Source organism: Paenibacillus sp. W2I17, assembly GCF_030815985.1.
GTDB lineage: Bacteria > Bacillota > Bacilli > Paenibacillales > Paenibacillaceae > Paenibacillus.
In genome coordinates, this window is sequence record NZ_JAUSXM010000001.1 from 732785 (window position 1) to 758589 (window position 25805).

A 25805-nucleotide genomic window follows, 5' to 3' on the forward strand; every position below is an offset into this window, starting at 1 on the left:
TTTTAATGTTTTTTTATGATTTGTTGTGATGTTGCGTCTGTGATGTTCTTCGCGTTCGTCGGATTAACCTCACCTGTCCATTAATTCCTGATGTCAGCGCTGACTTTCCATACAAATTCTCCAGTGTATTTGCGGCATGTAAGTTCATTTCATTCAATCCTTCTTGAATATATGGCGTTATGTTCCATTGGTAAGGCGGCCATAAACGAATACCTACTTCAATATCATTTACATATAGGCTTGCTGTCTCCCTTATATCATCGGCTACCAGCCATAGCTCCTCATTTGCAGATAAGTTTACGTTAGACAGATCCACCTGCTGCGAGTAGACACCCGTACCTGAATAATAAGGATAGCCAGCAGTATTCCAACATCCACCCCATTGTTCCACATCGGTATTTAACGTCGTATGGTTTTCTATCGCGAACGGACCAATCAGAAATGCTGGGAATGAAATAGCAGGCATCGGCTCCAATAACGAAACCGTCAGAATTTCCAGCTCATTCTCGCCAGCCAACAAATGTGGAGTGAGATCTACACTGTCATAATCACCATCCTGCCACGAAGAGCGTCTTAACGCTTCCTGACGTACCCCATTGACGAATATTTCCAGATTACGCCTACGCTGCAAAAATCCGATATGGGATGGAATGTTCTGATCTACATCATCCAGAATCAATTCCATCCTGCCCCATGATTCTTCTCCCGCCTTACCGGAACGATCCGTACCACGCCGGGATTGAAGCCGTTCAATCAATTTTGGCGCCATGCCAAACGTCGTGCGATACGTATTTACTTGCCCGGGCATGGTCGCGTTCATCCTGGAATGTCGGTCATTCAATGTGACATGCCATTGATCTAGCAGAAGAACGTTGGGGCCTGCGGTCCTGAACCGCCACTGCTCATCCAGAATGACCTCTACCACATTCGTGGAAAAAGATTTATCTCCCAGGCACGCTTGCTCTGTATGCTCCGCATGATCCGTACGTTCTTGCGGAAAAGAGGAGCTCTCTTGAGGGCTTACCGACAGCACACGCAGCTCTCCGGGTACGAACGAAAGGAACGATTCAGCGTCAATGCTGCATACTCTTCCACTCTCCAACTCCCACTCTTCCAAGTGACCTTTCTTTTCATCGCAAATGAGCCTAATGGTCACGGAGTGCTCTGACCAATTCATCAGCCATACATACACCAGATTTCCAATTCTGCGTTCGACGCTAATCAAATCGTCAGACTGACCTTCAATCCAATCCCATCGTATTACCGGTGGTTCTCTAATCAACTCCCCTAATTGAATACAAAACGCTTCGAGTTGATCCAGACGCTGACTCTGACCGCCTTGATGAACAGCGTCATCCATGGAATAAAAGAGGCTGTGCCCCTTGCCAACAGCACGTAATTTTCCGTGCGGCGGATCGGAACCAAACAGCTGCTGGATATCCTTCAACAACACCGGATCATGCCGCAAAGATTCACTATGCTGCGGAATCGTACCTATCGCAATTAACGTGCCGCCCTGGTTAACAAAGGATACAAGCCTGGCTGCAACATCCCTTGACATCACCTCTATTTCCGGCATAACGAGGATCGAATATCCATGGCCATCAAATTGCAAACCCTCTCCTTCAACAAGGAGCGCTTCGCGAAGCTGGCATTCATCCACATAGTCGTAGTCGATAGATGATCGCAGCAAGCGATCTGACAAAAGCGAGAACAGCACATCTGATGAAGGATGCATATCCGCTTCGCCTGATGTGAACATGGTTTCATATACCGTATGGATAGGCGATAACAGCAGAACTTCCGGCGTTCGTTTTCCTTTTGCTCCAAGCAAACTCAATCGCCCTATATAATCGGCAAAAGCACGATAATGCAGCCAATGGGGTGCATGTTTGAATTCAGTCGGTGGAAAGTCGGTCTTCCGATACCCGGCAAACGAATAATAGAATGCATGCGGAATAAACAGATTAACTCCCAAAAAGGCCATAAAATTGGCATCAAGTCGCCGCTGGCGCATGGAATAACCGTGACCACTTGCACCAAAGGCTTCACAGATCACTCGTTCCTTCCTGTTCAGCTGCGCGACAGAAGCCGCCGTCTTGACGGACACAATGCGATGCGGATTCGCCTTTGACCCGATGCCGGGAGTGAGATAATCCACGCCTGCATAGTGGAATTGCTGCAATACCCGGGTCTGATTGCCTTGAGATCGAGCCTGCCCCCAGACAGGCTCCTCCAGCGTATGACCGATATAGAGCAGACCGGATTGTTCACACCATGAACGAATCCCGGCATGATATCCCTCCACATACCAACGGGTGATCGTATCATAATATTGCTGCCTTGTGGATCGGCTGCCGTCTGCCACTCGATACAACAATGCACCTAACCGCGGGATTAGATCATACCCGTTCTCTTGCTGATATCGTTCGACCATCCCCTCAGTCCAAGCGAAGACGAGCCCAGGCAAAGTAGCCTCCACATCATGAACTGCGGTTCGGATTGCCTCCACGCCGAAGAAACCATCATGAATCATAAGCCCCGGCTCGTCTGTAAATACCCCTTGGATGGTTGAGCCATAATATGGCTTTAATGCAAGAAACGGTTCATAAGACATCTGAATGAAAGACTGAACCGCTTTCGGGTTCAATGTATCCAGGTAATACCCTTTAGCGAAGGTGATTCCCTCGGCAATCTCACATGACCAGCAAGCGAGAACAATATAAGAATCATGGGCGTGACCCGGACTCCACTCCTCTCCCCAACAATACGTGATATTTTCCGGTTCATCATGAAGCAACCACTCTCCATCGCGGTTAACCGCGCGATAGGCCAGGATGGCAATCAGCTCATTGTGATCATGGGAGGCAAAATCCAGCTTCAAGCTTTCCTGCGGCGCATCTCGCACATATCGCTTTTCCTCTATTCTCAAATAACGCATGCGATATTCCGGTTGTTCCCGTGTCAGTCTGCCGCCCAAGGTTCCGCTCGGCCAATTCTCCTCATCGTACAGCCAGACGACCATATTCCGTTTCTTGCATTCTGCTGTGCAAAACTCCAGCACATCCATAAATTCCGGCGAGAGATATGGGATTAGCATTCCGTGCCGGGCATGCAGAACCACACCGCCGACACCCGCTTCATACATGGATTGAATCTGACTCTCCAGTTCGGTCTTCTCCAGCGCATGATTCAGAAACCAGAAAGGCTGCGGACGATACGTTGCATCCGGATTCGCAAATTGCTGCTTGAGCTGCTGTAAATGATCACAGACTTCCTCTGCGCCTGCCTTCATATTCACCACCTGCCTTCACCCATTCGTCTGCAGACTGCTGCATGAGTAATTGAATAAAGAACCCGCCAACCACAGAACGATTCTGAAAGTTCATTTGCTTTGCGGTGATCGTATCATACCAATCCGTTACGGGAACACGAGATGAGGTTTCGTTCATGAAATCCCACAGCGGTGAAATGAACGATTCAAACTGCGCTTTCGTTGCACTCATAGAGGCACACCAGACCAGCCAATCGGATTTGGTATACGTTTCACGACTATCCAAGGGCAGACCATAGCGGTTTTGTTTGTTCATGTAATATTCGATTTCTGCAGCAGCAACGTCTTTGGGGAACAGGTGCAGGTCGAGCAGATGGTCCCACACAAGATTGTACTTCATGCTCCATGACTCGGTCGGACTGTCAAACGTCAGCTTATAGTGATCCCCGGCATCTGCCATGGCCACCCACTCCTGTGCCATTTTTCGAGCTCCCTCAAGGTATGTCGCCCCTTCCTTCATTCCGAGCCTGTCACACATATAGGAATAAGCAGCAATGCCCAATATGGCCTTAATCGATAAATTGGTATTGTGCGCCAGATGCCCGGCGAAGTCATCCGTGCACAGCTGGTTTACAGGATCGAGTCCATTGTGCAGCAAATAATCTGCCCATCGCGTAAGAGGTTCCCAATGCTGCCGAGCAAATTCGATATCTCCCTCATATTTGCTGACCGCCGCAGCCATCAGCAGCATATTGCCGCATTCCTCAATCGGCATCTGGTATTCCAGCTTATTCTCTCCATACACCTGACCGTTGGCCCTAGGGTAGGTTCCTACATCATGAGGAGCAAAATCAAACGTCCAATCCGGGCTCATCGCATACTTGTAAATTGGACGCATCATGCCCTTGATCAGTTCAGGGTTGTATCTCAGGAATAATGGGATCGAAGGGTAACTGACATCCACCGTAGCGATACATCCGTTGCTGAAATTCTCTTTGGAGAAAAATAAAACATTTCCCTCGTCATCGGCAGCCAGCTTATGCGCCGCAATCGCCTGTCTGTACGTCAGGGCCACCATATCCCGATATTTATCCCCGCCTGCGTCCTGGCTCTCTTCCAGGAGCTCCAGGTTAAAACGATCACAGCGCTGCTGAATCTCTTCGTATTGTTGAGCTGCCATCAACAGCATTTCATGAAATGTTAATCCACTTCGCTTCCAATACGCAGGCAGCGGTTGTTGAAAATATTCAATCGCATGGATATCGTCATACGCAAGCATTAGATATTCGGATATCGGTTCGTCCCGGACAGCCCCCAGATCGATCTCGGCGGCCATAACCGGCATGTTGTCCGATACAGCTCGCGGCTGAGGATGATCATCTTCGATCGGCAATTGTCCAGTGCGTGCATACTGCTCACGGCCTGTTACTGAATGAATGGCCGTCTGGATATCGGAAGATTGGGGAACAGCCAGAACCATATATCCCCAATCGATTCGTGTATCATCACCGGCAAGCTGTAATACGGGCTGATCCACAGTGCCCATGGACATGACATTCCATTGCCCCTCAATCACATGGCGTTCCCATGTAATGTGTTGGTCGGATGTGTTTACACACCATTCACCTGTCACATCAAAATATATTTTGACTTGATGGGATGCCCCATCGATGGATTTGGCCTGAAAAGTCAAATACGTCACCGGCCTGGATAACAGGTCCAGATCATCCAGCAATAAAGGTGTATTGAACTGAACATGAAGTTCAATTCCTTCCCCTTGAAACGTATATCGAGTCGTTACGGGCTGGACAGTCAGGTTGGTCTGCACCAGCACTTCAGGTTCCTGGACAGCTGTACGCTCCTCCGATCCCACTTTCCCCATAAATCGTCGAAGCTTTCCATCGATCACCGCCAAGCCCACCATGCCATTCGTTTTGTTCGTCCAATGCCGGGTATGATCTTCATACAGATGGTCCGCGGCCGACCATACGCTAAAATAAGGGTCCACAGTAACCAGAGGTACGGAAGGCGGTCTGAACTCAGTCGTCATATGAATGCAACTCCTTCAAATTAAAAGTAAGAATATGGAGGTGATCAGTTCGGCATCTGAACGGTAACTACGTCTTTCCCTTTCAAGTTTTCGTTCGTAAACTGCATGGCTTGATCATATCCGGTCTTTCGAAGCTGCTCGCGAAGCTCGTTGATAATGCCCAACGCCGCTTCATCCGACTTTGCAAAGATTGCTTCCTTCCAGGCATCACCCATCCGGTCCATGGAAGGCTTCAGCATCTCCCATTCCGGTGCTTTGGTAATCACATCGCCCGGGTTATAGGCTGTAATGACATGAATGCCATTAGGACGCAGAATTTTTCTGGCTTGTTCCATGGCATCAAGCCGTTTCTGATCGGCCCAGATATCTCCGCCTGCGACCGAATTGATTTGATCAGGCCCCGTGATGGATTCCAGACCAATGGAAATGCCTTCGTTCTTGCGAACTTTACCCGATTGATCTGCCGTAAATTTATCGAACCACTCCTTATTGGCAACAGGTTTACCCTCCTTCATATCCCAATGAACGCCCTGCACTCCGTATCTTGCCAGCATAAATCCTTCATCGGAAGCCATGTAATCGAGGAACTTCAGCGCCGCATCTACACATGCGCCCTTGCAGTTTTTGGTGATCGCTGTTACGTTGTTGCCCTGAATGCCCAGATCCGCAGGGCGATTCGGTTCAACATCTGCACGCTCCAAAGGGCCGATCGGGATGTAATCGCTTCCAGGGTGTGAAGTAATATATTCTTTGGAGGCATCCAGAATGGCCGGATAGTGTGCGGCCAGAATGGCGATGCGGCCCTGATTGATTTTCTCCTTGGCGATCGGGTCAGTCTGGGTGAATGCTTCCGGGTCCATTAACCCTTCTTCAACCAGTTTCCGATAGAACAGGGTGTATTCTTCATAACCTTTGGTGAAAAAGTTATGCTCTACCGTTCCGTCACCTTTGTCAACATAACTGCCACCCGAATTGAACATGGTATTGCCGATGCCGACGGACCAGCCGTTGCTGAAGCCACCCAGTGGAAAGACCGGCTGCCCGTTCTCTTGCAGATTGGCATCCTTGATTGCTTTGAGGAAGTTATAGAATTCCTCCTTTGTCACGACCGATTGAGGGTCTATACCCACCTTATCCGCGATATCCTTGCGAACATAGAAGCCGTACAGCCAATCCATGCCATCTTCATTCTGGGCAGGCTGGTTTTGCAGGAGTAGATATTTTTTGCCGTCATAGGCATTAATCGCTTTTTCATAGAGCGCTGGGGGTACATTTTCTTTAGCAATGGATTTCGCGAGGTTAGGATAGTCCCCCAATTTGTCGGAAATATCGACGAGCTGCCCTTCTTTGGCCGCCTTGATAATGCCATCCAGCTCACCACCCCATGCGGGTCCGGTATAGATATCCGGCAGATCCTGCGTGGCAAATATCTGGTTTACCTTCTCGGTCTCACTGCCTTTGGTATACTCCCAATCCAGCGTGACGCCAGTCTTCTCCTTGATGACTTCTTCCACAGGCGTTATTCCGTTATCCGAACCACCCGAACCGTTCCAGTTGTGCAATATTTTGAGCTCGTATGAACCATCAGCTGCTTCTCCGTTATTCCCGTTTCCTGATGAATCCGTGCATCCGCTCAACGATCCTCCAACCAAGATGGACACGAGTAATACGGATACGCCTTTCGACCAAATTCGGTTCAAACCAATCGCCTCCTGAAATATGATGATGAATGATCTGGGTCAAGCCTGGTAAAAACTCAGCAAATTCCGGGTCAGGATCACCTAACCTTTCACCGAACCGATCATCACTCCTTTTACGAAATATCGTTGCAGGAACGGGTAGATACACAGGATCGGGAAGACCGTAATGACGAGCAAAGCCATACGCAGGGATTCGGGTGTCGCACCCGCTCCGCCTGAACCGCCAATCGTCTGCCCGCCCTGTTGTGCTGCGCGCTGCATCGAATTGGACAGCGACTCCGCTTCGGTCAGCATCTCCTGCAAGAGGGTTTGCACCGGAATCAGATCCTTGTTGGATACATAGTAGGCACCCGAGAACCAGTCATTCCAGTGGGCGACCCCAATGAAGAGGGAGATGGTTGCCAGTACGGGTCCCGAGAGAGGCAGAATAATGCGAATGAAGATTTGAAAATCCCCATACCCGTCAATGTGGGCTGATTCTTCCAGCTCTTCCGGAATTCCTTGCAGAAAGGTCCGGATAATGATGATATGCATGAAGTTGAATAACAGCGGTAAGACGTACACCCAGAAGGTATTGATCAGATGCAGCTTCTGAAGCGTAATGAAGAACGGGATGAATCCGGCACTGAAAATCGTAGGCAAAAAGATGTAAAAGGTGAAAAATGAACGGCCCGGCAATGATTTCTTCGAGAGCGCGTAAGCCATCAGTGTACCCAGAATCACATGAAGGAACGTACCCAGCACGGTTCGCATGATGGTGATCTGGTACGCCTTCCAGATGCGTGCGTTATCAAATACCTGGGCATAGTTCTCCAGTGTAAATTTTCGTGGAAGGAAATAGATCGCGCCCTGCATGGAATCTTTGCCGTCATTCAGCGAGTACGCCAGGATGTAAATAAACGGGTAGATCATGGAGAATCCGACCAAAGCGAGAATGGTATAGTTTATAACTGAAAATAAGGACCATTTGCGTGTCATCACATCACCTCCTTAGAACAGGGATACATCACTGACTTTGCGGGCAATCCGGTTGACCGTTAGCACCAAAATCAGCCCAATTACACTCTGGAACAGCCCCACAGCTGCCGCGTAACTCAGACGCCCTTCGCGGATACCCGAGTTAATGGCGTGCACGTCGAGTACACTGCCCATGCCAGCAGTCGCAGGTCCATTCAGGAGAAGCAGCTGCTCATAACCCGCGCTCATCAAGTTACCCACGGCGAGAATAAATAATATAATGGCGACATTACGGATACCCGGCAGGGTCACATGCCACATCTGTTGGAAACGCCCTGCACCATCGATCTTGGCAGCTTCATATTGCTGCTGGTCAATTCCGGCAATCGCAGCCATGAATATGATGGAGTTCCAGCCGATGTTCTTCCAAATATCCGATCCAACAATCATCTGATAGAACCAGGTGGGATTGTTCAGGAATTGGATTGGATCAGTTCCGAACGACCCCAGCAAATCATTAACTGGCCCGCCGTATGGCGTGAGCAATCTCTGCATCAGGGTGACAACCACAATCCAGGATACAAAGTAGGGTAAATAGGAAAGTGTCTGAACGGTTTTCTTGAACCTGATCATGCGTATTTCGTTTAAAAGAATGGCAAGAATGATTGGCATCGGAAAGCCGATTAACAGCTTCATAAGACTGATAATCACCGTGTTGCGGATGATATCACCGGATTGATAATAGTTAAAGAACTGTTGAAAATACTTGAAGCCTGCCCAGGGACTTCCGGTAAAACCGCCAACGAAGGTATAGTCCCTGAAGGCAACCTGAATTCCATATAAGGGAACATAAGAGAATAGGAAGAACCAGATGATGCCAGGTAACATGAACAAGTAAAAGAGCTTATGCTTCCAGATTCGCTTCATTAACACACTGTTCTTAATCACATTCCCAACGCTCCTTTCCCTTGCGGAAGGTTGAAACCGTTATTCTTGCTAACCTAACCTTTCAATCGCAGTGAGATGATCTCGAATGGTGTAAAGGACAAAACTACGTCGGCTTGATCCTGAAGCTCCAGCGATGAAATGTTATTCTCCATGAGATCCACTTCCCAGACTTCTTCAGCATTCCAACCGATTGACAGTTTCGTTTTGACCCGGGTTCCCGAGGTCTCATACAGACGGACGATAATGTCATTGCTGTCCTCGGCTTTTTTGATTGACTCCACCATGATGTGCGGATGATCCGGCTGCAGGAATGCTTTCGTGTAAGGTAGCTTTTCCTCTTCTACATCCATTGAAGGTGCAGACAAGGAACTCAGGCGCAGCGGAATATTGAGCTCATTGCCTCTTCGATAAATTTCAGCCTGAACATGGTTCCCCTGATGCGGATATAACGAATAGGTGAATTGGTGCTCTGCACGATCCGCCACCGGATCTGGGTAGGAACTGCTGCGCAGCAAATGAAGGTCAAGTACATTGTTAATGGCTCGATGTCCGTATTTGCAATCGTTGAGTAAGGCGACTCCGTAATCCGGTTCTGATATATCCACCCATTGGTGAGCGCAAATCTCATCCTTGGCAAAGTCCCACATCGTATTGCGGTGAGTCGGCCTGCTCAGGCTGCCAAACTGGATTTCACAGTGAACCTGATCGGTACGAATCTGCACCGGGAACGAAGTGCGTAACATTTTACCGTATTCCTGCCAATCCACGACCGTTTCAAAATCAATACGCCGACTGCCCTCAGTTAAAATAACGGTTTGGGTTAGAGACGACTCGCCGTAGCTGTAATCAAAAACCAACCCAACTCTTGGACCATCCCGAAACTCATGGATATCATTCAGAATTAATGGCATCCCTACTTGCGCTGAATAATCATGGCGGAAATCCCAGGCATCGCCTTCGTCATGATATACACGAAGATCGTTCCCCCGCTGTCCTTGCAGGATGATTTCACGGGACTCCAGTTTATCCAGGATCGAGGTAATGCCGCCATTGGGGTCAAATTTCACGATGAGAATGTCATTCTCCATACTGTACTCCTTGGCTGTGTCACGGAAATCTGTTTCCAGCGCAGCAACATCCGTTTCAATACCAGTTGCGATCTCCCCCATGACCTCCTGATCTTCATGATCAGATACCACGGTGTAGCCCATGGATGGAACCTGCACCTTATGCCATCGTCCGTGGAGGTGCAGCCACTCCTGACGTTCCCACGGTAGTGAGTTGAATACCACAGTTGAATTGGAGCTTTCCTCTTGGGAAGAGATATAATCTGTAATATAGCTGTAGGTTTCGGTGATCATGCCTTCCGTCTGCTGGAGCAATGCTTCATACCGTATTAACGACTCATCATATACTCGCTTAATCGAAGATCCGGGGAGGATATCATGAAACTGGTACAGAAGCACTTCCTTCCAGATCGTCTCCAATGCTTCGGCCGGATAAGACTTGCCCATGCGGGCAGCCAGTACAGCAGCAAATTCCAGCTCGCGCAGAGCTTTCTCCATCTTGCGGTTATACCACTTGCTCCGTGCCTGACTGGTCAGGGTTCCTTGGTGCTTTTCGAGATACAACTCCCCACGCCAGGTCTGGAATCGCTCTCTTTCTTCATTCAATCGTTCAAAAAATTTCCAGGAAGGTTCCTGCACAACAGGCGCCAGACCGAGCAGGTTCTTCTCCCGCTCCAACCGTTCCAAATGCTCTTCTCCCGGCCCGCCGCCGCCGTCTCCAATGCCGAAGAGCATCAATGCGTGGCTGGAAACATTTTTGTCCAGATACTCCCGCTCTGCTTTGGCAATGGAACGTGGGGCGGCCGGACTGTTGTACGTATCCTCAGGTGGCATATGTGTTAACACCGAGGAACCGTCGATCCCTTCCCACAGAAAGGAATGGTGAGGATGGCGGTTGTACTCACTCCAGGAGAGCTTCTGGGTCATCATGTAATCTACACCGGATTTCTTCAACAACTGCGGCAAGCTTGCGGAGTAGCCAAATACATCTGGCATCCACAGCGACTTCATCTCCATTCCAAATTCCTGTTGGAAATAACGTTTGCCGTACAGAATCTGGCGTACAAGAGATTCGCCACCCGGCACATTGGTATCCGATTCCACCCACATGGCCCCTTGCGGTTCCCATCTGCCTTCCTGCACCCGTTCATTGATCTGGTCATACAGCTTGGGATAGTGCTGCTTCATCCAATCGTATAGCTGAGGCTGACTCGCTCCGAATACATAATCGGGATAACGCTCCATCATGCGAAGCACCGTGGAGAATGTTCTTGCGCCCTTTCGGATCGTCTCACGGATCGGCCATAACCAGGCCAAATCAATATGAGCATGCCCAACCGCACTTATGTTCAGCACAGGATCGCCGCCACGACGTGATAATTGTTCGTTCAATAATAGCTTGGCGCGATGTATGCGGTCAGGCGTTAATTCCGTCAATACTATGGAAGCGTCATACAGGGATTGAAGAATCCTTTCTCTGCGCGCCATGTTGACAGGAAGGTGTTCTGCCGTCTCCAGAAGCACTTCGGTGTCGTAATACAACCTTCGTATATCTTCACGACAATGTGCCAAAATCGCTTCTTTTACCGTACCGCCCTGGTATTTTCCAAATAAGTCGTTATTGCCGGCGTCAGCCCACAGTTCGAATGCTCCGTCCGTCACCGTTATCGACGAATGGTCCAGTTCAACAACTCTTTTCCCAGGGAGACCCAGTGTGAATTCAAACTCTGAATTAATCGTTGTCAATCCCTGTACAGGCGTTCCTTCGTGGTCCACCAGACAGAGTTCGCCGTTCACGTCCAGCAGAAGAACAGCCTTGGCGTCACTACCGGACGGTGGAATGCTCCCTGTAAAACAAAACCAGGCACAATCCCATAACTTCCCCCAACGCTCGCCCTGTGAAAGAGTGATTTGCTGACCTGACATTCTTTCCTCGAATGGAACAGGCTCCGGGGTAACCCATGCCGTCACATTCAACTTGGCAATGGGCTCATATATGGCTTCACGGAGTTTGGACAGCATTTGATTCAAATGTCCGAGTCTAATCGGTTCATATGGCATAATTGTTTTGTTCTCTCCTCTCGTTCATCAAGCTTTTGCTTTTGCATTCTCACGATCCCACCTTACTTGAATCTCCACCTTGTTCTTGCTGCCATGCTCATAGTTCAGCAGTACGGTTTTCGATTTTGAATCCCATTTCCATTCGGCAGGTACAGTCTGGTGTTGATCTATACTGCAAACGGATATGGGTTCAAATGGGCAATAGAATCTGGCAGTGGCCTGCATGTTGGTCGGACCCTTGGCTACACATTGAAAACCTGTATTCGTTATCGTCAGATCTTCAATTCTGGAAGAGGCAGAGATCAGGCTCACCTTGTCTTGCTGTGGCCTTCCGGCCGTAATGTCGTATAACAGTGCTTGCTCACCAGGAGCCAACCTTACTTCTTGCCGAACATGCAGGTCAGGATCGAACAAGTCCACCACCGGACCTGGGATAACCAGTGGTTCTTCGGATATGGACTCTTCCAGGACAGAGGCTATGATGTAGGGCCCACGTTTAATTTTAAAATAATGCTTGGCTTCCCAACGGAAGTTGGAATCCTGTAGTCTCTCCCATGTTTCTTTCACAGTCTGGCGAAGTTGATCTGCACTCGCTTTACTTGACGTACATGCAGCCGGATGTACAGGAAGCCAATGCACCGCCCCTTTGCCCACAGGATGAATCCCTTCCTGTTCTACCTTAAGCCCTAGCTGTTCAAACAAGTGCTCGCGTGGTGAGGTATATATGGTATTCGTGCTTTCCCTGCGCTGGTCATCATTCCACCATGCCCGGATGTTGTGATAGGGGTCGCTGTCGTCTCCCACATAGATCAACGCACCACCGTCCTGTACCCATTGGGCCAGTGCATAATGGATATCGGAGTGCTCCGGCTTCATGTACTCATAACTCAACAGCAGGACACGATATGGAGCCAGGTAATGTGGATAGCGCCTCACATTATCAAGCTGGACGGGTCTCACAGGTATTCCGTGTTTAAGCAATGGCAGAGCAAGACCATAGAATGAAGAGAAATCCAGCAGCTCCGTGTCGCCATCCGCTTGGAATCCTTCCGGATCTGTACCGTCATATTTTCCAGCATTCGGTGCCTCCGGCTCAGGCTTCATGCGTTGAAACATGGCCGAGTCGGCGATCAATGCACCAATGCGGGGAGATTCACCATCCATTTTCAATCCGGTCCTGATCCATGCTGCCAAGCGTGTGCATGACATGCAGCAATGTCGTTGCATAGTCAGGTGGAATCCGCTCTTTATGCGTGCCTTCATCGGAAGGATAAGTTCCTTTGAAAATTCTTCGCGGCCAAGGTGCGACCTCGTAATGGGAAACCCCGGGATGAAGCAGGGAAGCAGCAACGGTCTTCAGGTAGTTCTGTTTATAGTCGGCCCATGTATAATTCGGATTGTCCTCGATAGGGTCATGCAGAAACCACATTCGTCTGTCTGTACCCCGCACAAGCTCTTGCATGACACCATATTCCAAGTAAGCGGTTTCAAAAGTGCGTTCTTTGCGCACCCCTTCATACACGTTCGGTGTTCGTGATGTCCCGGTCCAGATTTGTGCAATATATCCATCTACGGAGGGAAGCTCTATCAATCGAGACTGCGGGCTAACAATTCGCCACTGCGTATAATTGATCAGGCTGTGGGTCGGAACGTAGAATCGCAAGATGCGATTGTAACGTTTCAGAGCGTAATCTTTCATCTCGGTACACAATCGGTCTAACACACGTGTGTATAAATACGCTTTCAATTTGGAAGCCCGAAACTGTGCATCGGGTGAGGAGTGAGGCGGACTCCAGGGTTCTTTGTAATACAACTGCCATTCTCTCTTAAACGATTCCGAGTACCCCCCGTTTACCCAGAATTCAGGCTCCTCCAGATGGATCGCCTCCACGCCAGAATCAACAGCTGCACGTATGCGTTCAGCGATATATTTACCAAAGGAAACCGTTGGGACCATGTAAGGAATAATAGGTTCCTTCCCATGGACAATCATCTCGCCATCGCGATCCATCTGGGCTTCATCCCAGTGCGTTTCCCCGTCTACTTCCCCGTCCAGATAGTCGTTATAGGTCCCCCATGCTACTCCTGTCATTAAATGAACCACGTACCCTTTATCCTTCCATTCCTGAATACGTTGCGGCATCGTATCGTCCATTCCATAGACCATGACAAAATCCGTTTGCAGATCATAATCAGGATGATAGGGTGCTGATTCCTGAAATCCGGTTCGTTCTTCTTTCCGATCTCTAACCACAGCTATGACCTCCCTGCCCATGTTGGATTGGTCTTTCGTTGTAAATATTCACCATTTCATAAAATATAATATACATTAAGAATATATTCAATATGTTTTTTGAAAAAAAAGCCCTTTCCGTACATCTACGGAAAGGACTTGAATTTAAGCATTGAAATGATGATTAGGGACAGCTTCCAGTCGTTTGACGAACGACAAGTTCAGGTTCAATCAGAATTTTGCTGAAGCCCGTAATCTCGCGGCTATTCCGAATGACTTCGAGAAGCTGGTTGGCTGCGCGGATTCCCATCTCTCTCTCAAATTGTTTTACATGCGTAAAAATACTGAATTCCTCCACGATGGAAGTGGGGTCATCAAAGCTTACAATCGATACATCTTCGGGAATGCGAAGACCAGCTTGCTTAGCCATTTGATAGATCTGAACCCCCAGCCTTCCGTTAAGCGATATATAAGCAGTCACCATCTTGTTGCTGATATATCGGTACAATGGATGGGCTTCTGCATCCTTCAGAACAGACAGCGGTTTGAAATCTGTAATCATATGTGCAGGGTTAATCAATGCTCCTTTATCCTTCAGTGCTTCAATATAACCATCAATCCGCTCCTGGACCGTGACGGTTTGCAATGGAGAATCCGAGCAGATCGCTATATCACGATGTCCAAGCTCCCATAGATGTTCAACGGCCAGCCTCACGCCCAACCTTCCATCAGCCGCAATGTAATGGGTTTCGACGCCAGGCAAATATCGGTCAATCAGCAAAAAAGGGAAGCCGGATATCTTCATGCCGAGAATCTCCTCGTTATAGTTACCTTCATCCACAGGAAAGATTAATAGCCCCTCAGTTCCAAGTGCCTTTAACTCCCTGATCGCATCCTTTTCTTTCTCGATGTTGCCATGCGTCAGCATGATCATGCTGCGATAGCCTTCCTGATTGAGTGACTGCTCGATCCCTTCGATGAGTCGAATCGCAAAGTAGTCGTGAATCGTAGGCATGATCACCCCAATCATTCTTGTACTCGATCTGCCTCCCTTTACTGCCGGAGATTCAGAAAATGCGGTGTCTGCTGCATCTGTGCCTTCCGCGACAAAGCTTCCTTTCCCCGGGACGCGTGCAATCAATTTCTCGTTAGCCAAGCCTGTCAGGGCATTCACAACTGTAATTTTGCTAACGTTAAATCGATCCATGAGTTCCTTCTCTGTCGGTATTCGATCACCCGGCTTCATATTTTCGGAAGCAATGAATTTGCGGATGTAGTCTTGAATTTGTTGGTACAACGGTATTCGATCATTCGTACTCATGATAATCACATCACCAATTCATTCATTATATTTTTATATATAAAATATATTTTTACACATATAAGTACAATAAACAACCGTATAATGCCTGTCAATCCTTCATTCCTTGACTCACCTTCTTTATTTGGGAGACAAACAATTTTTCTGGGCGCAGAATCATCAGGTGTTGATCCCCTACTCTCGTGTGCGCCATAAACTAATCGTGCTCGGTGACCCCTCAGGAGTTGCACTCCCCATACTTACAGCCGAGTTAATCAAATTGATTTCTCGACAACCTAAGATGTAAGTTTGATACACATTGGCTCGATGTTTTAAACAGTTACATCATCTCTTCTAAGAAGCAAAATCTAAAATAAAGGAAGTTGATTTCATGACTAATCTAAAATCCTCCTATAGATCAGAATGGTTGTCACTGCTATGGCTTTTAGCAGTCCCCATTCTAAATATTTTTTATGGGGTCTTGAACCGGGCGGGAGATCGAGTGTCTAGTCTTCAGACAAACTTGGACGTTCTAATTCCCTTTATCCCAGGCTTTATCGTCCCCTATTTAATTTGGCATCCTTTCATCACGGGGGTATTGATTGCTCTTGCATTCGGAACAGAATGGTCTATTTTCAAACATTAATTGCATTATGTAGCGGATTGATAATCTCTTATATTTTCTTCGCTCTATTCCAAACTTCTATTCAACGCCCGGAGATGCACACCAAACCGGATTAATTGCTCAATTGGTTCGATTCGTTTATACGACGGATCAACCTTATAACTGTTTTCCAAGCATTCACGTTTTAACAAGCTACCTAATGTTAAGAGGTGGTCATGTCTTTAACCGTACTATACATTTAATTATTGCAATCAATTCTATACTCATTATTATTTCAACAGTACTAGTCAAGCAGCACGTGGTTGCAGATATATTAGGTGGTATTTTAGTTGGGAGTTATGTTTTCGGTTGGCAAAAATGGTTGTCATACGAAAAAAGGTAATTCTTCTTAACCCAGAATAATGTTAAATCATATTCAGAGATGTGTTTACTTGATTTGAGTTCTTGCTTGAGAGTGTAAAAAAAACTAGGTTGCGAACTGGCACCGGTACTCTAGCCATTGGAAAAGAGTCTACAATCCGGGAATTCGGCAGCGCCCTTGGCGTCGCTATCGTCGGAACCGTGAAGACCCAAAGCTTCACTGGGCATTTGCCAACAGGTCTTCAGCACGCAGGTGCTCACCGAAGCTGTAGCTGCGGCTACCACCTGCCGACACATGATCTCTTAATGGACCTATAGGTGCAGGGACTGTGCTGGCTAGCTGCTTCAGCGGTGCATTTCTTAGTTGTATCTACTCATTATTCAGGTTTTTGTCTAATCGGAAATGGGAACAAGTTCGTGTCCATTTCGGCAATTGGTACAAGTTCGTGTCCCTCGACAGCGGACTTGACGGAGGACAACCAGCCAGAGCTAAAACTAAAACAACCTGACGTCGGTGGAATACCGGCGCCAGGTCGAAGCCTAAGGGCTTTCATAATGTCTACTGAATGGAGCCTTGACCAGTGTTCATAGGAGTCAATTCCAAACTTGTTCGGTCAGCTCTAATATTTTCTAAATTGATTGGGCGACATCCCCGTCTGTGATTTAAAAAATTTGGAAAAATTGGCCGGATATTCGAAACCAAGCTTATAAGCAATACTAGAGATCGGTTCTGAAGTACCGGACGTTGATCTGGCTTTCTTTGTATTATTGAGCCATAGTTTCTTCGTTAGTTCAATGCGTTTTAATAGTTTCTTGCCAGTTAGGAGGAAAGTCATAATTCCTAATGTGCTTATACTCAAGAACCACTATTGATCCCGAGTTATCTATACTAAACCTCATCGAGTCGAGTCCAACATCCAAATGAGGTCCTACATACGGGATAGTTTTAACCTGAACATCAATATGTGAAGAATGATATTTAACGTCTACATCAGTTCCATCCAAAAAGGGCGTAAACGTAGGTGATACAGTTGATTTATTTTTGTAGTAGTGGTTAATCTGTTCCTGTATTTTTGGAGCTAACAAAGTAAGTACAAGCCGTTTCAATGGTTCATCGTTTGGCTTTGCACAAATGGGCTGGATTACCATCAAGAAAATGATGGCTGTTAGCAATGATCCTATAAATCTTTTCATTTCTGAAACCCTCATTCCCAGATTTTTACGGGTAGTTTTCACTAAATGAAGATAATTTATTATGCAAACCTGCCCGTTAGCTTAATGAAACAGATTAATATATTAATCGACATGGTACCATGTTCTTAACCTTTCCAGCAAATACTAAGTTCTTGCGTTAGGTCCGAAAAACCTATTCTTGATACAGAAAAATCGTTATTCAAGCGAAGTTTTATATTTATGTGGCTTTTATCTCGCCATGAAAGTTCCATCATGATGCTATTTAGATATCTACCTAATCCGAAATGACACCATGTTCTTGTCCTTTTCGGCAAAGGAACCAAGTTCTTGTCCCTCGACAATAGCCATTAAGACCATCTCGGCAAAACGTCATTTGAACTGTTTCTCTGCTCTCCTTTCATTACCGTCATTTCCAATATAAACTTAAACTCCAGAATATCTGAACCTTGGATCGGTAACACATGGGTGTTCGCGAACAAAAAGTTGTCGTGGTACTTTTGACGAAGAGTGCTCATTATTTGAGGATGCAATTCGATTACCAATGCCTGCTGAATTAACGAACATTGAGTTGTGTCTGTTACTGGCATAATCGTTATCATTGCGCAAGTGGTCCATAGTTGTTTCCACGATGCACATACTATTAATATACGACCATTCGCGAGCATTGACCACTCTTCGACAAAACTTGTACCATTAAAAACAAGAAAAGTCGCTAGAATAGCGACTCTCAATGACCTTTATTCTTTTTCCTCAACCACTGTCTGTTGTATATCTTACGCTTTTGAATCGTTCGTCTGATAGTTACAATATTTCAATATACCCTTCTGTTCCATGAACCCGAATTCGCTGCCCATCTTTGATCCGCTTGGTCGCATTCTCTACTCCGACAACTGCTGGCAGTCCATACTCACGTGCGATAACGGATCCATGAGTCATCAGTCCTCCCACTTCGGCGACTAGGCCTTTGATGGATACAAATAAGGGGGTCCAGCTGGGATCTGTGAAAGCAGTGACTAAGATATCTCCATCTTCGAGTTTGGCTTCTTCCATGTTTAAGATCACACGGGCCCGTCCTTCGATCTCTCCGGAAGAAACAGGCAAACCTATAATCGCACCGGCTGGGAGATTTTCTCGTTTATACTTACCTGTTATAATTTCACCATCAGATGTGATAACACGGGGTGGAGTTAGTTTTTCGTATACCTTGTACTCGTCTTTTCGTTTGTTAATGATCTGGTAATCCGGTTTGTTGGTGCGTACGATTTCGTGAAGCTCTTCAAAAGTAAGATCGTATATATCCTCTTTTTCTTGCAAAACGCCCGCTTGTACAAGTTGTTCGGCTTCCCTTAGTAAAGCCTGCTTATAAATGAAGTAGCGATTAACCATGCCGTATTTGGGATACTCTCGATACCCGCTGTAATTTCGGATGAGGTCGATCTTTTGCTTTGTTTCTTTCGCTTTTTGTTCCCCATCAGGCAATTGCTTCAACCGCACAATTAACTCTTGTTCTTTTTCCAGAGCTTCCTGGCGCCCTTGCTCAAATTTCTGACTGCTGGCATGGGGCTCAAAATTTTTGATATTACCCAAAATTAACGGGACAAGTGTCATTGGTTTTTCGATCCAACGAGTTCTGGTCAGATCAATCTCTCCTGCACATCGCATTCCGTATTTGCTTAGATAAGCGAGAATAGCTTCTCGGCTTTCCCGTCCACCATCAAACTTTACGAGTTCCTCCAAAAAATGATCATCTTTTACATCCTGTAAATAATCAATGACTTCCGGGTAAGGACGAATCGCATCTGCAACATCCAATAGCGCGAGGCCCATTTCCGATGTAATATTATTTGGAACAGATTGGGAAAGCGTATCTGCTGCGTTTTTTTCGCCTAACCACTCGTTCATTTTATCGTTGATCCATAATGAAGCGTCCATAGCAGCCATAATTACAGCCGAACTTTGCGGGTCAAATAATATCTTCTTTAATCGCTGGATATCTTCCAGAATAAATTCAAATAAATTGGATCCTGCTTTCGTGTGAATGGCTCGTTTTAACTCTTCGATTGATGCTTGATTGCTCTTAATCAATTCATAAACGATGGTCGGATCTTTTTCATTGATTGGCGTTTGAAAACTGGCAGACGGCAAGCCTTTTTTACTCTCACCGGGACTGCTTTCTTTTTTGTCATTCGGTAACGATTTTATAAAATGGCCTCGCTCAATGACAGTCATTAATGCGTCTTGAATGAGCGGATCGGATTGTCCCAGAGCACTTAATATCGTTTCTCTAGTGGCTGGTGAAGCCAGCATTGATGTCACATCAACATACAACCTTCCACCAGCGGTCCGCATCGGTGCAGGAGTTGTTAACAGGTAAAATGATAATCCAAGTGGTTTCATGGGATCAGTCATCATTTGTTGATGAGCGACAGATACGTAAACGTGGTTTTCATGATCATATACTTCAGGAATCGGATATAAGGTCGTGATCGGCCGACTCTGCACAATATAAAATGTGTCATTGGCCAAACACCATTCGATATCCTGCGGGCAACCAAAATAAGCTTCGATTTGTCTTCCTATTTGGGCCAGTTTTAGAATTTGTTGATCCGTAAGCGTTTGTTTTTTTTGCTGGTCAGGATCAATCATTCGAGTCTCTGTTCCGCCCTCTATTCGTCCATAGATAGCCAGTTTTTTGGCTGCAATCATTTTATCTGTGATTTCCTCTTCCCGTACTTTGTAACAATCCGCTGATACCAAACCGGAAACTAAGGCTTCTCCAAGTCCATAACTGGCATCGATGGATAACATTTTTCGATTGGATGTAATCGGATCAGCAGTAAACATAATCCCTGAAGCGTGAGGGAAGATCATCCTTTGAATAATGACGGATAAATATACTTGACTGTGGTCAAATTCATTTTGTATACGGTAGGTTACCGCGCGATCCGTAAACAAGGAAGCCCAACATTTGCTAATATGCTGTAATATTGCATCTTTGCCGATGATATTTAAGAAGGTGTCTTGTTGACCAGCAAAAGAGGCATGTGGTAAATCTTCAGCAGTCGCACTGGAACGCACCGCATAAGCATGTTCATCACCAAATTGGGAGAGAGAGCGACTAACTGCTTCCACCACGTCGGAAGGAATTTCTGAGTCCAAAATGATTTTCCGAATTTGCCCGCTGATTTCACCAATTTGATCACGATCTTCTACTTTTAGCATACGAAGACGGTCCAATAATGCTTGGTATGTTTCGTTTAGTTCAATGGTTTTTTGATATCCTACTGTTGTAATACAAAATCCTTCCGGTACTTGTATCCCTCTCGTTTTTGAGAGTTCCCCTAAATTTAAACCCTTCCCGCCAACGAGCCAATGCTGTGTCTTCTTGATTTCCTGGATGTTAAGAACCAAAGAACTCATTCAACATCTCTCCTAACCACCAAATTAAAAAAAATCCTTTGACAAGATTTTACCGGCATGTTACAATTAGATTGTAAGATGCATTAACTATATATTAATATTATTTAATAGACGCAATCCGATCATATCATTGTGACTGTTAATATGCAATGAAAAAAGAACCTGAGCATTTTGGCAGGTTCTTTTTTCATGTTCGCGATCGAGAGGTCCATTAATAAGATTATTATCAATCTAAATAACTTTTTTCTCATTAGTTAATTACGGCATACCCCCCTTCCAATCAGGCTTGGGATATATAAACTTAAGAAAATTCCGCCTAATGCAGATGGAAACAATACAAAGGCCGTGAATTGGAGTGCTTTCATGCCTTCTATCCATACATACCCATGAATTGAATCTAGGAATTGGGCAAACGTCATAATGGCTGTATGAAAACCGATCGCAACCCATACTGTTCCTGACACTGCTCGGAGATAGCCTAGGATTAGAGCAAATCCAGGTATAAATTGAATCTGTTCTGAAGAATACAATGCACCGATTACCCAGGCAAACAATGAAAAGAGTACCATTTGAATCATCACAACAGACCACCAAAGTGGTAGAATTGATTGCAGAAGTTTAAAAACAAACCCCCTAAAGATCAATTCCTCAGGTAGTGCCTCAATGAGAAAAACGGAAATCATGAGAAGTCCAGCACCTAACAGCATATCGCTAATAGGAGTATTTAATATGCTGACATTACTCCAACCTAGAGTGATACATAGTGTCACCCCCAATGTTGCGGGTATGAGCCAGATTAGAAAACCGGTAATAAATGAACTTAGTTTTGTTCTAAATGAACGATGTTCCCTCCATTTTAAGTTCTCCTTACTGCATCTCCCGGCAATATACAACGTTATCAATACCAGGAGAGTTATAGTTACGCCCATGAGAAGATGATGTAATTGGCTATAGCCAGACTTCATATAACTTTGTTGAAACCACAACATTAGCCGCCAGTATAGCGAGGCTGACACCAGAATAATCATTATACTCACGATAACTCTACGTAACCTAAACAGATGGTTAATCACTGTTATCCCCTCTCTCTGCTCATGAGTTATATGTGAATACTACATTTCAACCTAGTCTCAAATTTTCGTTTGCCGAATCATGCATGGTGCTGTTTTCAGCCCTTATTGCCAGTACGGACACACTGATCTTCTGTTATGCTGAGGAACTGAACAGATCCAGGTTAAGGTAGCCTGACTTTAAAGGTGCGCATCGCTGACTTAATTCATTTAGCAATCGGTTCGTTGCCATCCGCTTCCGCACCACCGCGATGTAACTGAGCATAACACCCTGGTAATCGGCAATAGGACGAAGTCCTGTTCCTTCATTAAGATTATAAACTACGAAAGCTTAATTTGGTTATTAAATGGGCAATTCGGAAATAATTCACTCATACCGCCTATAGGAGGGAATAACTTCATGAATTCTAATGATTCTCAATCATCAGAGCAAAGTGCTTATTTGAAAGAACTGAACGCCCTATTTATCCCTTTGGATGGCATGGAGAATCTGGACCGCATGGTTGACGCGATCGGAGATGCAGATATTGTATTGCTCGGCGAAGCAAGCCATGGGACAGCTGACTTCTACCGATATCGTGCCGAACTATCGAAGAGACTGATTGCAAGTAAGGGATTCAATATCATCGGCGTGGAGGGTGATTGGCCTGCTGCTTATCGGCTGAACCGGTATGTGAAAGGAATGTCGGGATCCGATTCTTCGGCATCCGATGCACTGGGGGATTTTACCCGCTGGCCAACCTGGATGTGGGCGAATACGGATATTTGTGATTTTGCCGAGTGGCTGAAAGAGCATAATGCAGCGAATCACACTGAAAGCAGTGAAAGTCCGAAGGTTGGATTTTATGGTATAGACATGTATTCATTGTGGGAATCGATGGAGGCCATTATCGGTTATTTGGAGGAAACAAAGTCTCCCCAACTGGAACAGGCACGCCGTACATACGCTTGTTTCGATCCTTACAGTAAGGATCATCAGAGTTATGGCATCGCGGCAGGATTACTTTCGGAGAGCTGTGAGAATGAAGTGGTTGAACTGCTAAAACAAATGCAGAACCGGCGCATGGCGTATCCGGGTAGTGAGGAAGAACTGAATGCTGAGGTCAATATGCTGGTTACTTCAAGCTCCGAGGCCTATTACCGTACGATGGTCCGAGGCGGTCAGGAATCCTGGAATGTTCGGGATAAACATATGGTTGAATCGCTAAAGAGAATCATGTCCTTTTATGGAAGATCTGCCAAAGCCATTGTCTGGGAGCACAATACGCATATTGGTGACGCGCGGGCAACGGATATGATACAGGATGGCATGGTGAATGTGGGTCAGCTGCTGCGAGAGGACCCGGAACACCGTGTGTTTGCCGTTGGCTTCGGAACCTATCAGGGTGAGGTACTCGCGGGAAGAGCTTGGGGAGATCCTGTGGAGAAAATGATTGTTCCACCTGGACAGCCAGGAAGCTGGGAGAGGATTACATGCACCGGGCAGGTGAAGGCCGGGATGGCCTGGTCATGCTCTCCGATACATCCTCCGTCTTGTATAAAGTCATTGGCCACCGTGCTATCGGTGTGGTATATAATCCTGATCATGAGCGCTACGGCAATTATGTACCTTCCAACATGGCGGATCGTTATGATGCGTTTATTCATATCGATCGGACCAGCGCTCTTCAGCCACTGCAAGTGCATCAGCCCGTTGCAATAGAAGCTTTATTTCAACATAACGGATCTTCCTAAACGTCTGGGTGTCGAAGGCAGATTCCAACATAAAAGCAGCAGTCTCTGAATCGTTCATTCGAAACGGGAGACTGCTGTTTTTATTGGACTATCGTTTAGCGTCAGTAAATGAATAAAGAACTAACATGGTCAGCTCCTTCGAACTTAGTTCTGAATCTTAACTATGAAAAATATCGTCTTATAAAATAACTTGGAGTACAGCTCCATGCGTGGCAATAGCTATTGACCAAATTACTGCCGTAAGGAGAGAACGTTTTGTCTTCCGGGTCATAGAACTCCCAAAACGTGTCTGCTCCATTTTTCAGCATGCCGCCCCAATATTTTCGGATTTGTTCCATGGCTTTTTCCCTTTGCCCGCTCAGAACCAATGCATCTACGTAATGATGAACCATATACGGGGTGGCCATGCCAATGGCATTTTCGTTGCGTTCCAGTCGTTCGAGCAGCTTCCTGGCAAGAGGCGCATCAACAACCTCGGCAAGAATCATCCATACCTGAGATGCCCAGGACACCTGTCTCGCTTCCCACTAATGAAATATTCCTGTTCTTCGTCTCATAAATATCGTATTTGAACCCTAATCCAGGCCTCCTGCTCCGATTTTCCCAGATCATGGGCAATCTTCAACGCTCTTCTCATGTTGTAAATGAGCACTGCCTAGGCACCAGCCTGCTTGTTAAGTTCATCATGCCAGTCGAGGAAGCAATACCACGTGTCATCATCTTGTACAAGTCCATGCCCGTCTAGTCTGGCAAGTGAAATGTGAATCTGCTCGTATGCCACTGGCCAGAGTTCTTCCAGCGTATCCCGGTCCCCGTTCGCTTCGTAGTAATCGTACAGGGTTGCTATAAAGAATAACGCGTAGTCATATAGATAAATATCGTCCAAGTAAGGCTCAGGGTGCTTCCGGTTTGTTGATAGTTGTCATTGACTTCCTTAGACAGTTCGTTCTCCATTTCTACGTCTTTGTACTCGCTGATGGAACTGTTGGCTTCTACAAATGCCTTAAAGAGATCTGATTCTCCATCAAACAGGTAGTTCAGTACCTCCTTGGCAGCATCCAGATTTGCCGATTTCGCATTCAAAGCGTATCCCGCAGACGTTGCAGCTGATACAAACACAGGCTGTTCGGGCTCATTATCTGGCAAAGAGGCAAATCCTCTTGTAAATTTTGCAGCGCCTTTGGACGTCATGGAAGCATAATCCCATGTTCCGGTAAGGTCATGGTTGCTTTCCCGTCGATGAACAGCTGTGCAGATTGGGCACTTCCAATGCCGAGCGAGTTTTTAACCACATAGTTTTTATCATAGAGCTCCTTGTACTTGGAGATGGTTTGAACCCACTTTGGGTAGGTCAGTGATTTTTCGCCGTTTTGCAGTTTGACATCGAAATCCATCTCATCCGGATACACGACATTGGTCGCAATCGGATACATGCCGAATTGGATCATCCAAGGGTCCTTATCGCCCATCGCGATTGGAGTTACGCCTGCAGCCTGCAGCTTCTGGCACAATTCCAGGAAGAAAGGCCAATCCTTCGGAAACTCGGAATATCCTGCTTGCTGTAATAATTCCTTGTTGTAATAAACGACCTCCTTAATTAACAATCTACTCATTCAACTCCATCATATTTGTCTAATCGACTATGACACGATGTCCTTGTCCTCAGTTCGAGAAAAGCGCTTGTTTCATTAAATAAAAATCGCAATTTACGCGACTTTTTATGTTAATTTCTTTTGCCATGCGACATGAATTCCAGCATGATACTATTTAGATCCTTACCTAATCGGAAATGACACAATGTTCTTGTCCTTT

The 25805-nt window shown here is 46.3% G+C and carries 19 protein-coding genes and 1 pseudogene; 3 read left to right on the plus strand and 17 right to left on the minus strand.

Annotated features, from left to right (window positions below):
- Positions 1-13: 13 nt before the first annotated feature.
- The 9 genes from QF041_RS03355 to QF041_RS03395 form a co-directional block, all read right to left on the minus strand.
- Positions 14-3295, minus strand: a complete 3282-nt coding sequence (locus QF041_RS03355; RefSeq protein ID WP_307411861.1) for a glycosyl hydrolase — start codon at positions 3293-3295, stop codon at positions 14-16.
- Positions 3267-5324, minus strand: coding sequence for a glutaminase family protein (locus QF041_RS03360; RefSeq protein ID WP_307411864.1), 2058 nt, complete (start codon positions 5322-5324; stop codon positions 3267-3269). Before QF041_RS03360 ends, QF041_RS03355 begins: the two co-directional genes overlap by 29 nt.
- A 44-nt stretch (positions 5325-5368) precedes the next feature.
- Positions 5369-7024 carry an extracellular solute-binding protein gene (locus tag QF041_RS03365; protein ID WP_307411866.1) on the minus strand — a complete coding sequence of 552 codons (1656 nt, stop codon included), beginning with the start codon at positions 7022-7024 and terminating at the stop codon, positions 5369-5371.
- Positions 7025-7105: 81 nt separating this feature from the next.
- Positions 7106-8002, minus strand: a complete 897-nt coding sequence (locus QF041_RS03370; RefSeq protein WP_307411869.1) for a carbohydrate ABC transporter permease — start codon at positions 8000-8002, stop codon at positions 7106-7108.
- 12 nt (positions 8003-8014) lie between these two features.
- Entirely contained in the window at positions 8015-8929 is a 915-nt protein-coding gene (locus QF041_RS03375; protein ID WP_240661880.1) for an ABC transporter permease, read from the minus strand.
- Between the two features lie 53 nt (positions 8930-8982).
- Positions 8983-12057 carry an alpha-mannosidase gene (locus QF041_RS03380; protein ID WP_307411873.1) on the minus strand — a complete coding sequence of 1025 codons (3075 nt, stop codon included), beginning with the start codon at positions 12055-12057 and terminating at the stop codon, positions 8983-8985.
- A gap of 27 nt (positions 12058-12084) precedes the next feature.
- Positions 12085-13221: a hypothetical protein gene (locus tag QF041_RS03385; protein ID WP_307411875.1), complete on the minus strand. Its 1137-nt coding sequence runs from the start codon at positions 13219-13221 to the stop codon at positions 12085-12087.
- A complete protein-coding gene (locus tag QF041_RS03390; protein ID WP_307411877.1) occupies positions 13211-14311 on the minus strand; it encodes a hypothetical protein in 1101 nt (366 codons plus the stop codon). The genes QF041_RS03385 and QF041_RS03390 overlap by 11 nt, the downstream gene beginning before the upstream one ends.
- A gap of 163 nt (positions 14312-14474) precedes the next feature.
- A complete protein-coding gene (locus QF041_RS03395; protein ID WP_307411880.1) occupies positions 14475-15611 on the minus strand; it encodes a GntR family transcriptional regulator in 1137 nt (378 codons plus the stop codon).
- A gap of 728 nt (positions 15612-16339) precedes the next feature.
- On the opposite strand from QF041_RS03395, the gene QF041_RS03400 reads away from it, so the two are divergent.
- Entirely contained in the window at positions 16340-16597 is a 258-nt protein-coding gene (locus QF041_RS03400; RefSeq protein ID WP_307411882.1) for a phosphatase PAP2 family protein, read from the plus strand.
- A 598-nt stretch (positions 16598-17195) separates the two neighbouring features.
- On the opposite strand, the gene QF041_RS31215 is transcribed toward QF041_RS03400, so the two are convergent.
- The 4 genes from QF041_RS31215 to QF041_RS03415 form a co-directional block, all read right to left on the minus strand.
- A complete protein-coding gene (locus tag QF041_RS31215; RefSeq protein ID WP_373461258.1) occupies positions 17196-17411 on the minus strand; it encodes a helix-turn-helix domain-containing protein in 216 nt (71 codons plus the stop codon).
- Complete coding sequence (locus QF041_RS03405; RefSeq protein WP_307411885.1) at positions 17368-17769, minus strand: DUF3888 domain-containing protein; 402 nt, start codon at positions 17767-17769, stop codon at positions 17368-17370. Before QF041_RS03405 ends, QF041_RS31215 begins: the two co-directional genes overlap by 44 nt.
- Before the next feature lie 801 nt (positions 17770-18570).
- On the minus strand, positions 18571-21189 hold the full coding sequence (ppsA, locus tag QF041_RS03410; protein ID WP_307411888.1) for a phosphoenolpyruvate synthase: 2619 nt from the start codon (positions 21187-21189) through the stop codon (positions 18571-18573).
- 254 nt (positions 21190-21443) lie between these two features.
- Positions 21444-22217 carry a CPBP family intramembrane glutamic endopeptidase gene (locus QF041_RS03415; protein ID WP_307416884.1) on the minus strand — a complete coding sequence of 258 codons (774 nt, stop codon included), beginning with the start codon at positions 22215-22217 and terminating at the stop codon, positions 21444-21446.
- Positions 22218-22758: 541 nt separating this feature from the next.
- On the opposite strand from QF041_RS03415, the pseudogene QF041_RS03420 reads away from it, so the two are divergent.
- Positions 22759-23661: pseudogene (locus QF041_RS03420) on the plus strand (erythromycin esterase family protein); the annotation flags it as partial.
- Positions 23662-23768: 107 nt separating this feature from the next.
- Positions 23769-23993 carry an erythromycin esterase family protein gene (locus tag QF041_RS03425; RefSeq protein WP_307411890.1) on the plus strand — a complete coding sequence of 75 codons (225 nt, stop codon included), beginning with the start codon at positions 23769-23771 and terminating at the stop codon, positions 23991-23993.
- Between the two features lie 161 nt (positions 23994-24154).
- Here the strand turns inward: QF041_RS03425 and QF041_RS03430 are convergent, their stop codons facing one another.
- From QF041_RS03430 to QF041_RS03445, 4 genes are all read right to left on the minus strand, one after another.
- Positions 24155-24505 carry an alpha-L-rhamnosidase-related protein gene (locus tag QF041_RS03430; RefSeq protein WP_307411892.1) on the minus strand — a complete coding sequence of 117 codons (351 nt, stop codon included), beginning with the start codon at positions 24503-24505 and terminating at the stop codon, positions 24155-24157.
- Between the two features lie 143 nt (positions 24506-24648).
- Entirely contained in the window at positions 24649-24879 is a 231-nt protein-coding gene (locus tag QF041_RS03435) for a hypothetical protein (protein WP_307411894.1), read from the minus strand.
- Positions 24837-25184: a type 2 periplasmic-binding domain-containing protein gene (locus tag QF041_RS03440; RefSeq protein WP_307411896.1), complete on the minus strand. Its 348-nt coding sequence runs from the start codon at positions 25182-25184 to the stop codon at positions 24837-24839. The genes QF041_RS03435 and QF041_RS03440 overlap by 43 nt, the downstream gene beginning before the upstream one ends.
- Positions 25181-25606 carry an ABC transporter substrate-binding protein gene (locus QF041_RS03445; RefSeq protein ID WP_307411899.1) on the minus strand — a complete coding sequence of 142 codons (426 nt, stop codon included), beginning with the start codon at positions 25604-25606 and terminating at the stop codon, positions 25181-25183. The genes QF041_RS03440 and QF041_RS03445 overlap by 4 nt, the downstream gene beginning before the upstream one ends.
- Positions 25607-25805: the final 199 nt, after the last annotated feature.

Coding starts and splice junctions, on each gene's coding strand:
- ppsA (WP_307411888.1), bottom strand. CDS start 21,189: ATGAGTTCTTTGGTTCTTAACATCCAGGAAATCAAGAAGACACAGCAT.
- QF041_RS03440 (WP_307411896.1), bottom strand. CDS start 25,184: ATGACGTCCAAAGGCGCTGCAAAATTTACAAGAGGATTTGCCTCTTTG.
- QF041_RS03370 (WP_307411869.1), bottom strand. CDS start 8,002: ATGACACGCAAATGGTCCTTATTTTCAGTTATAAACTATACCATTCTC.
- QF041_RS03360 (WP_307411864.1), bottom strand. CDS start 5,324: ATGACGACTGAGTTCAGACCGCCTTCCGTACCTCTGGTTACTGTGGAC.
- QF041_RS03395 (WP_307411880.1), bottom strand. CDS start 15,611: ATGAGTACGAATGATCGAATACCGTTGTACCAACAAATTCAAGACTAC.
- QF041_RS31215 (WP_373461258.1), bottom strand. CDS start 17,411: ATGACTTTCCTCCTAACTGGCAAGAAACTATTAAAACGCATTGAACTA.
- QF041_RS03380 (WP_307411873.1), bottom strand. CDS start 12,057: ATGCCATATGAACCGATTAGACTCGGACATTTGAATCAAATGCTGTCC.
- QF041_RS03415 (WP_307416884.1), bottom strand. CDS start 22,217: ATGATTATTCTGGTGTCAGCCTCGCTATACTGGCGGCTAATGTTGTGG.
- QF041_RS03385 (WP_307411875.1), bottom strand. CDS start 13,221: ATGGATGGTGAATCTCCCCGCATTGGTGCATTGATCGCCGACTCGGCC.
- QF041_RS03445 (WP_307411899.1), bottom strand. CDS start 25,606: ATGAGTAGATTGTTAATTAAGGAGGTCGTTTATTACAACAAGGAATTA.
- QF041_RS03355 (WP_307411861.1), bottom strand. CDS start 3,295: ATGAAGGCAGGCGCAGAGGAAGTCTGTGATCATTTACAGCAGCTCAAG.
- QF041_RS03425 (WP_307411890.1), top strand. CDS start 23,769: ATGCTCTCCGATACATCCTCCGTCTTGTATAAAGTCATTGGCCACCGT.
- QF041_RS03405 (WP_307411885.1), bottom strand. CDS start 17,769: ATGAAAAGATTTATAGGATCATTGCTAACAGCCATCATTTTCTTGATG.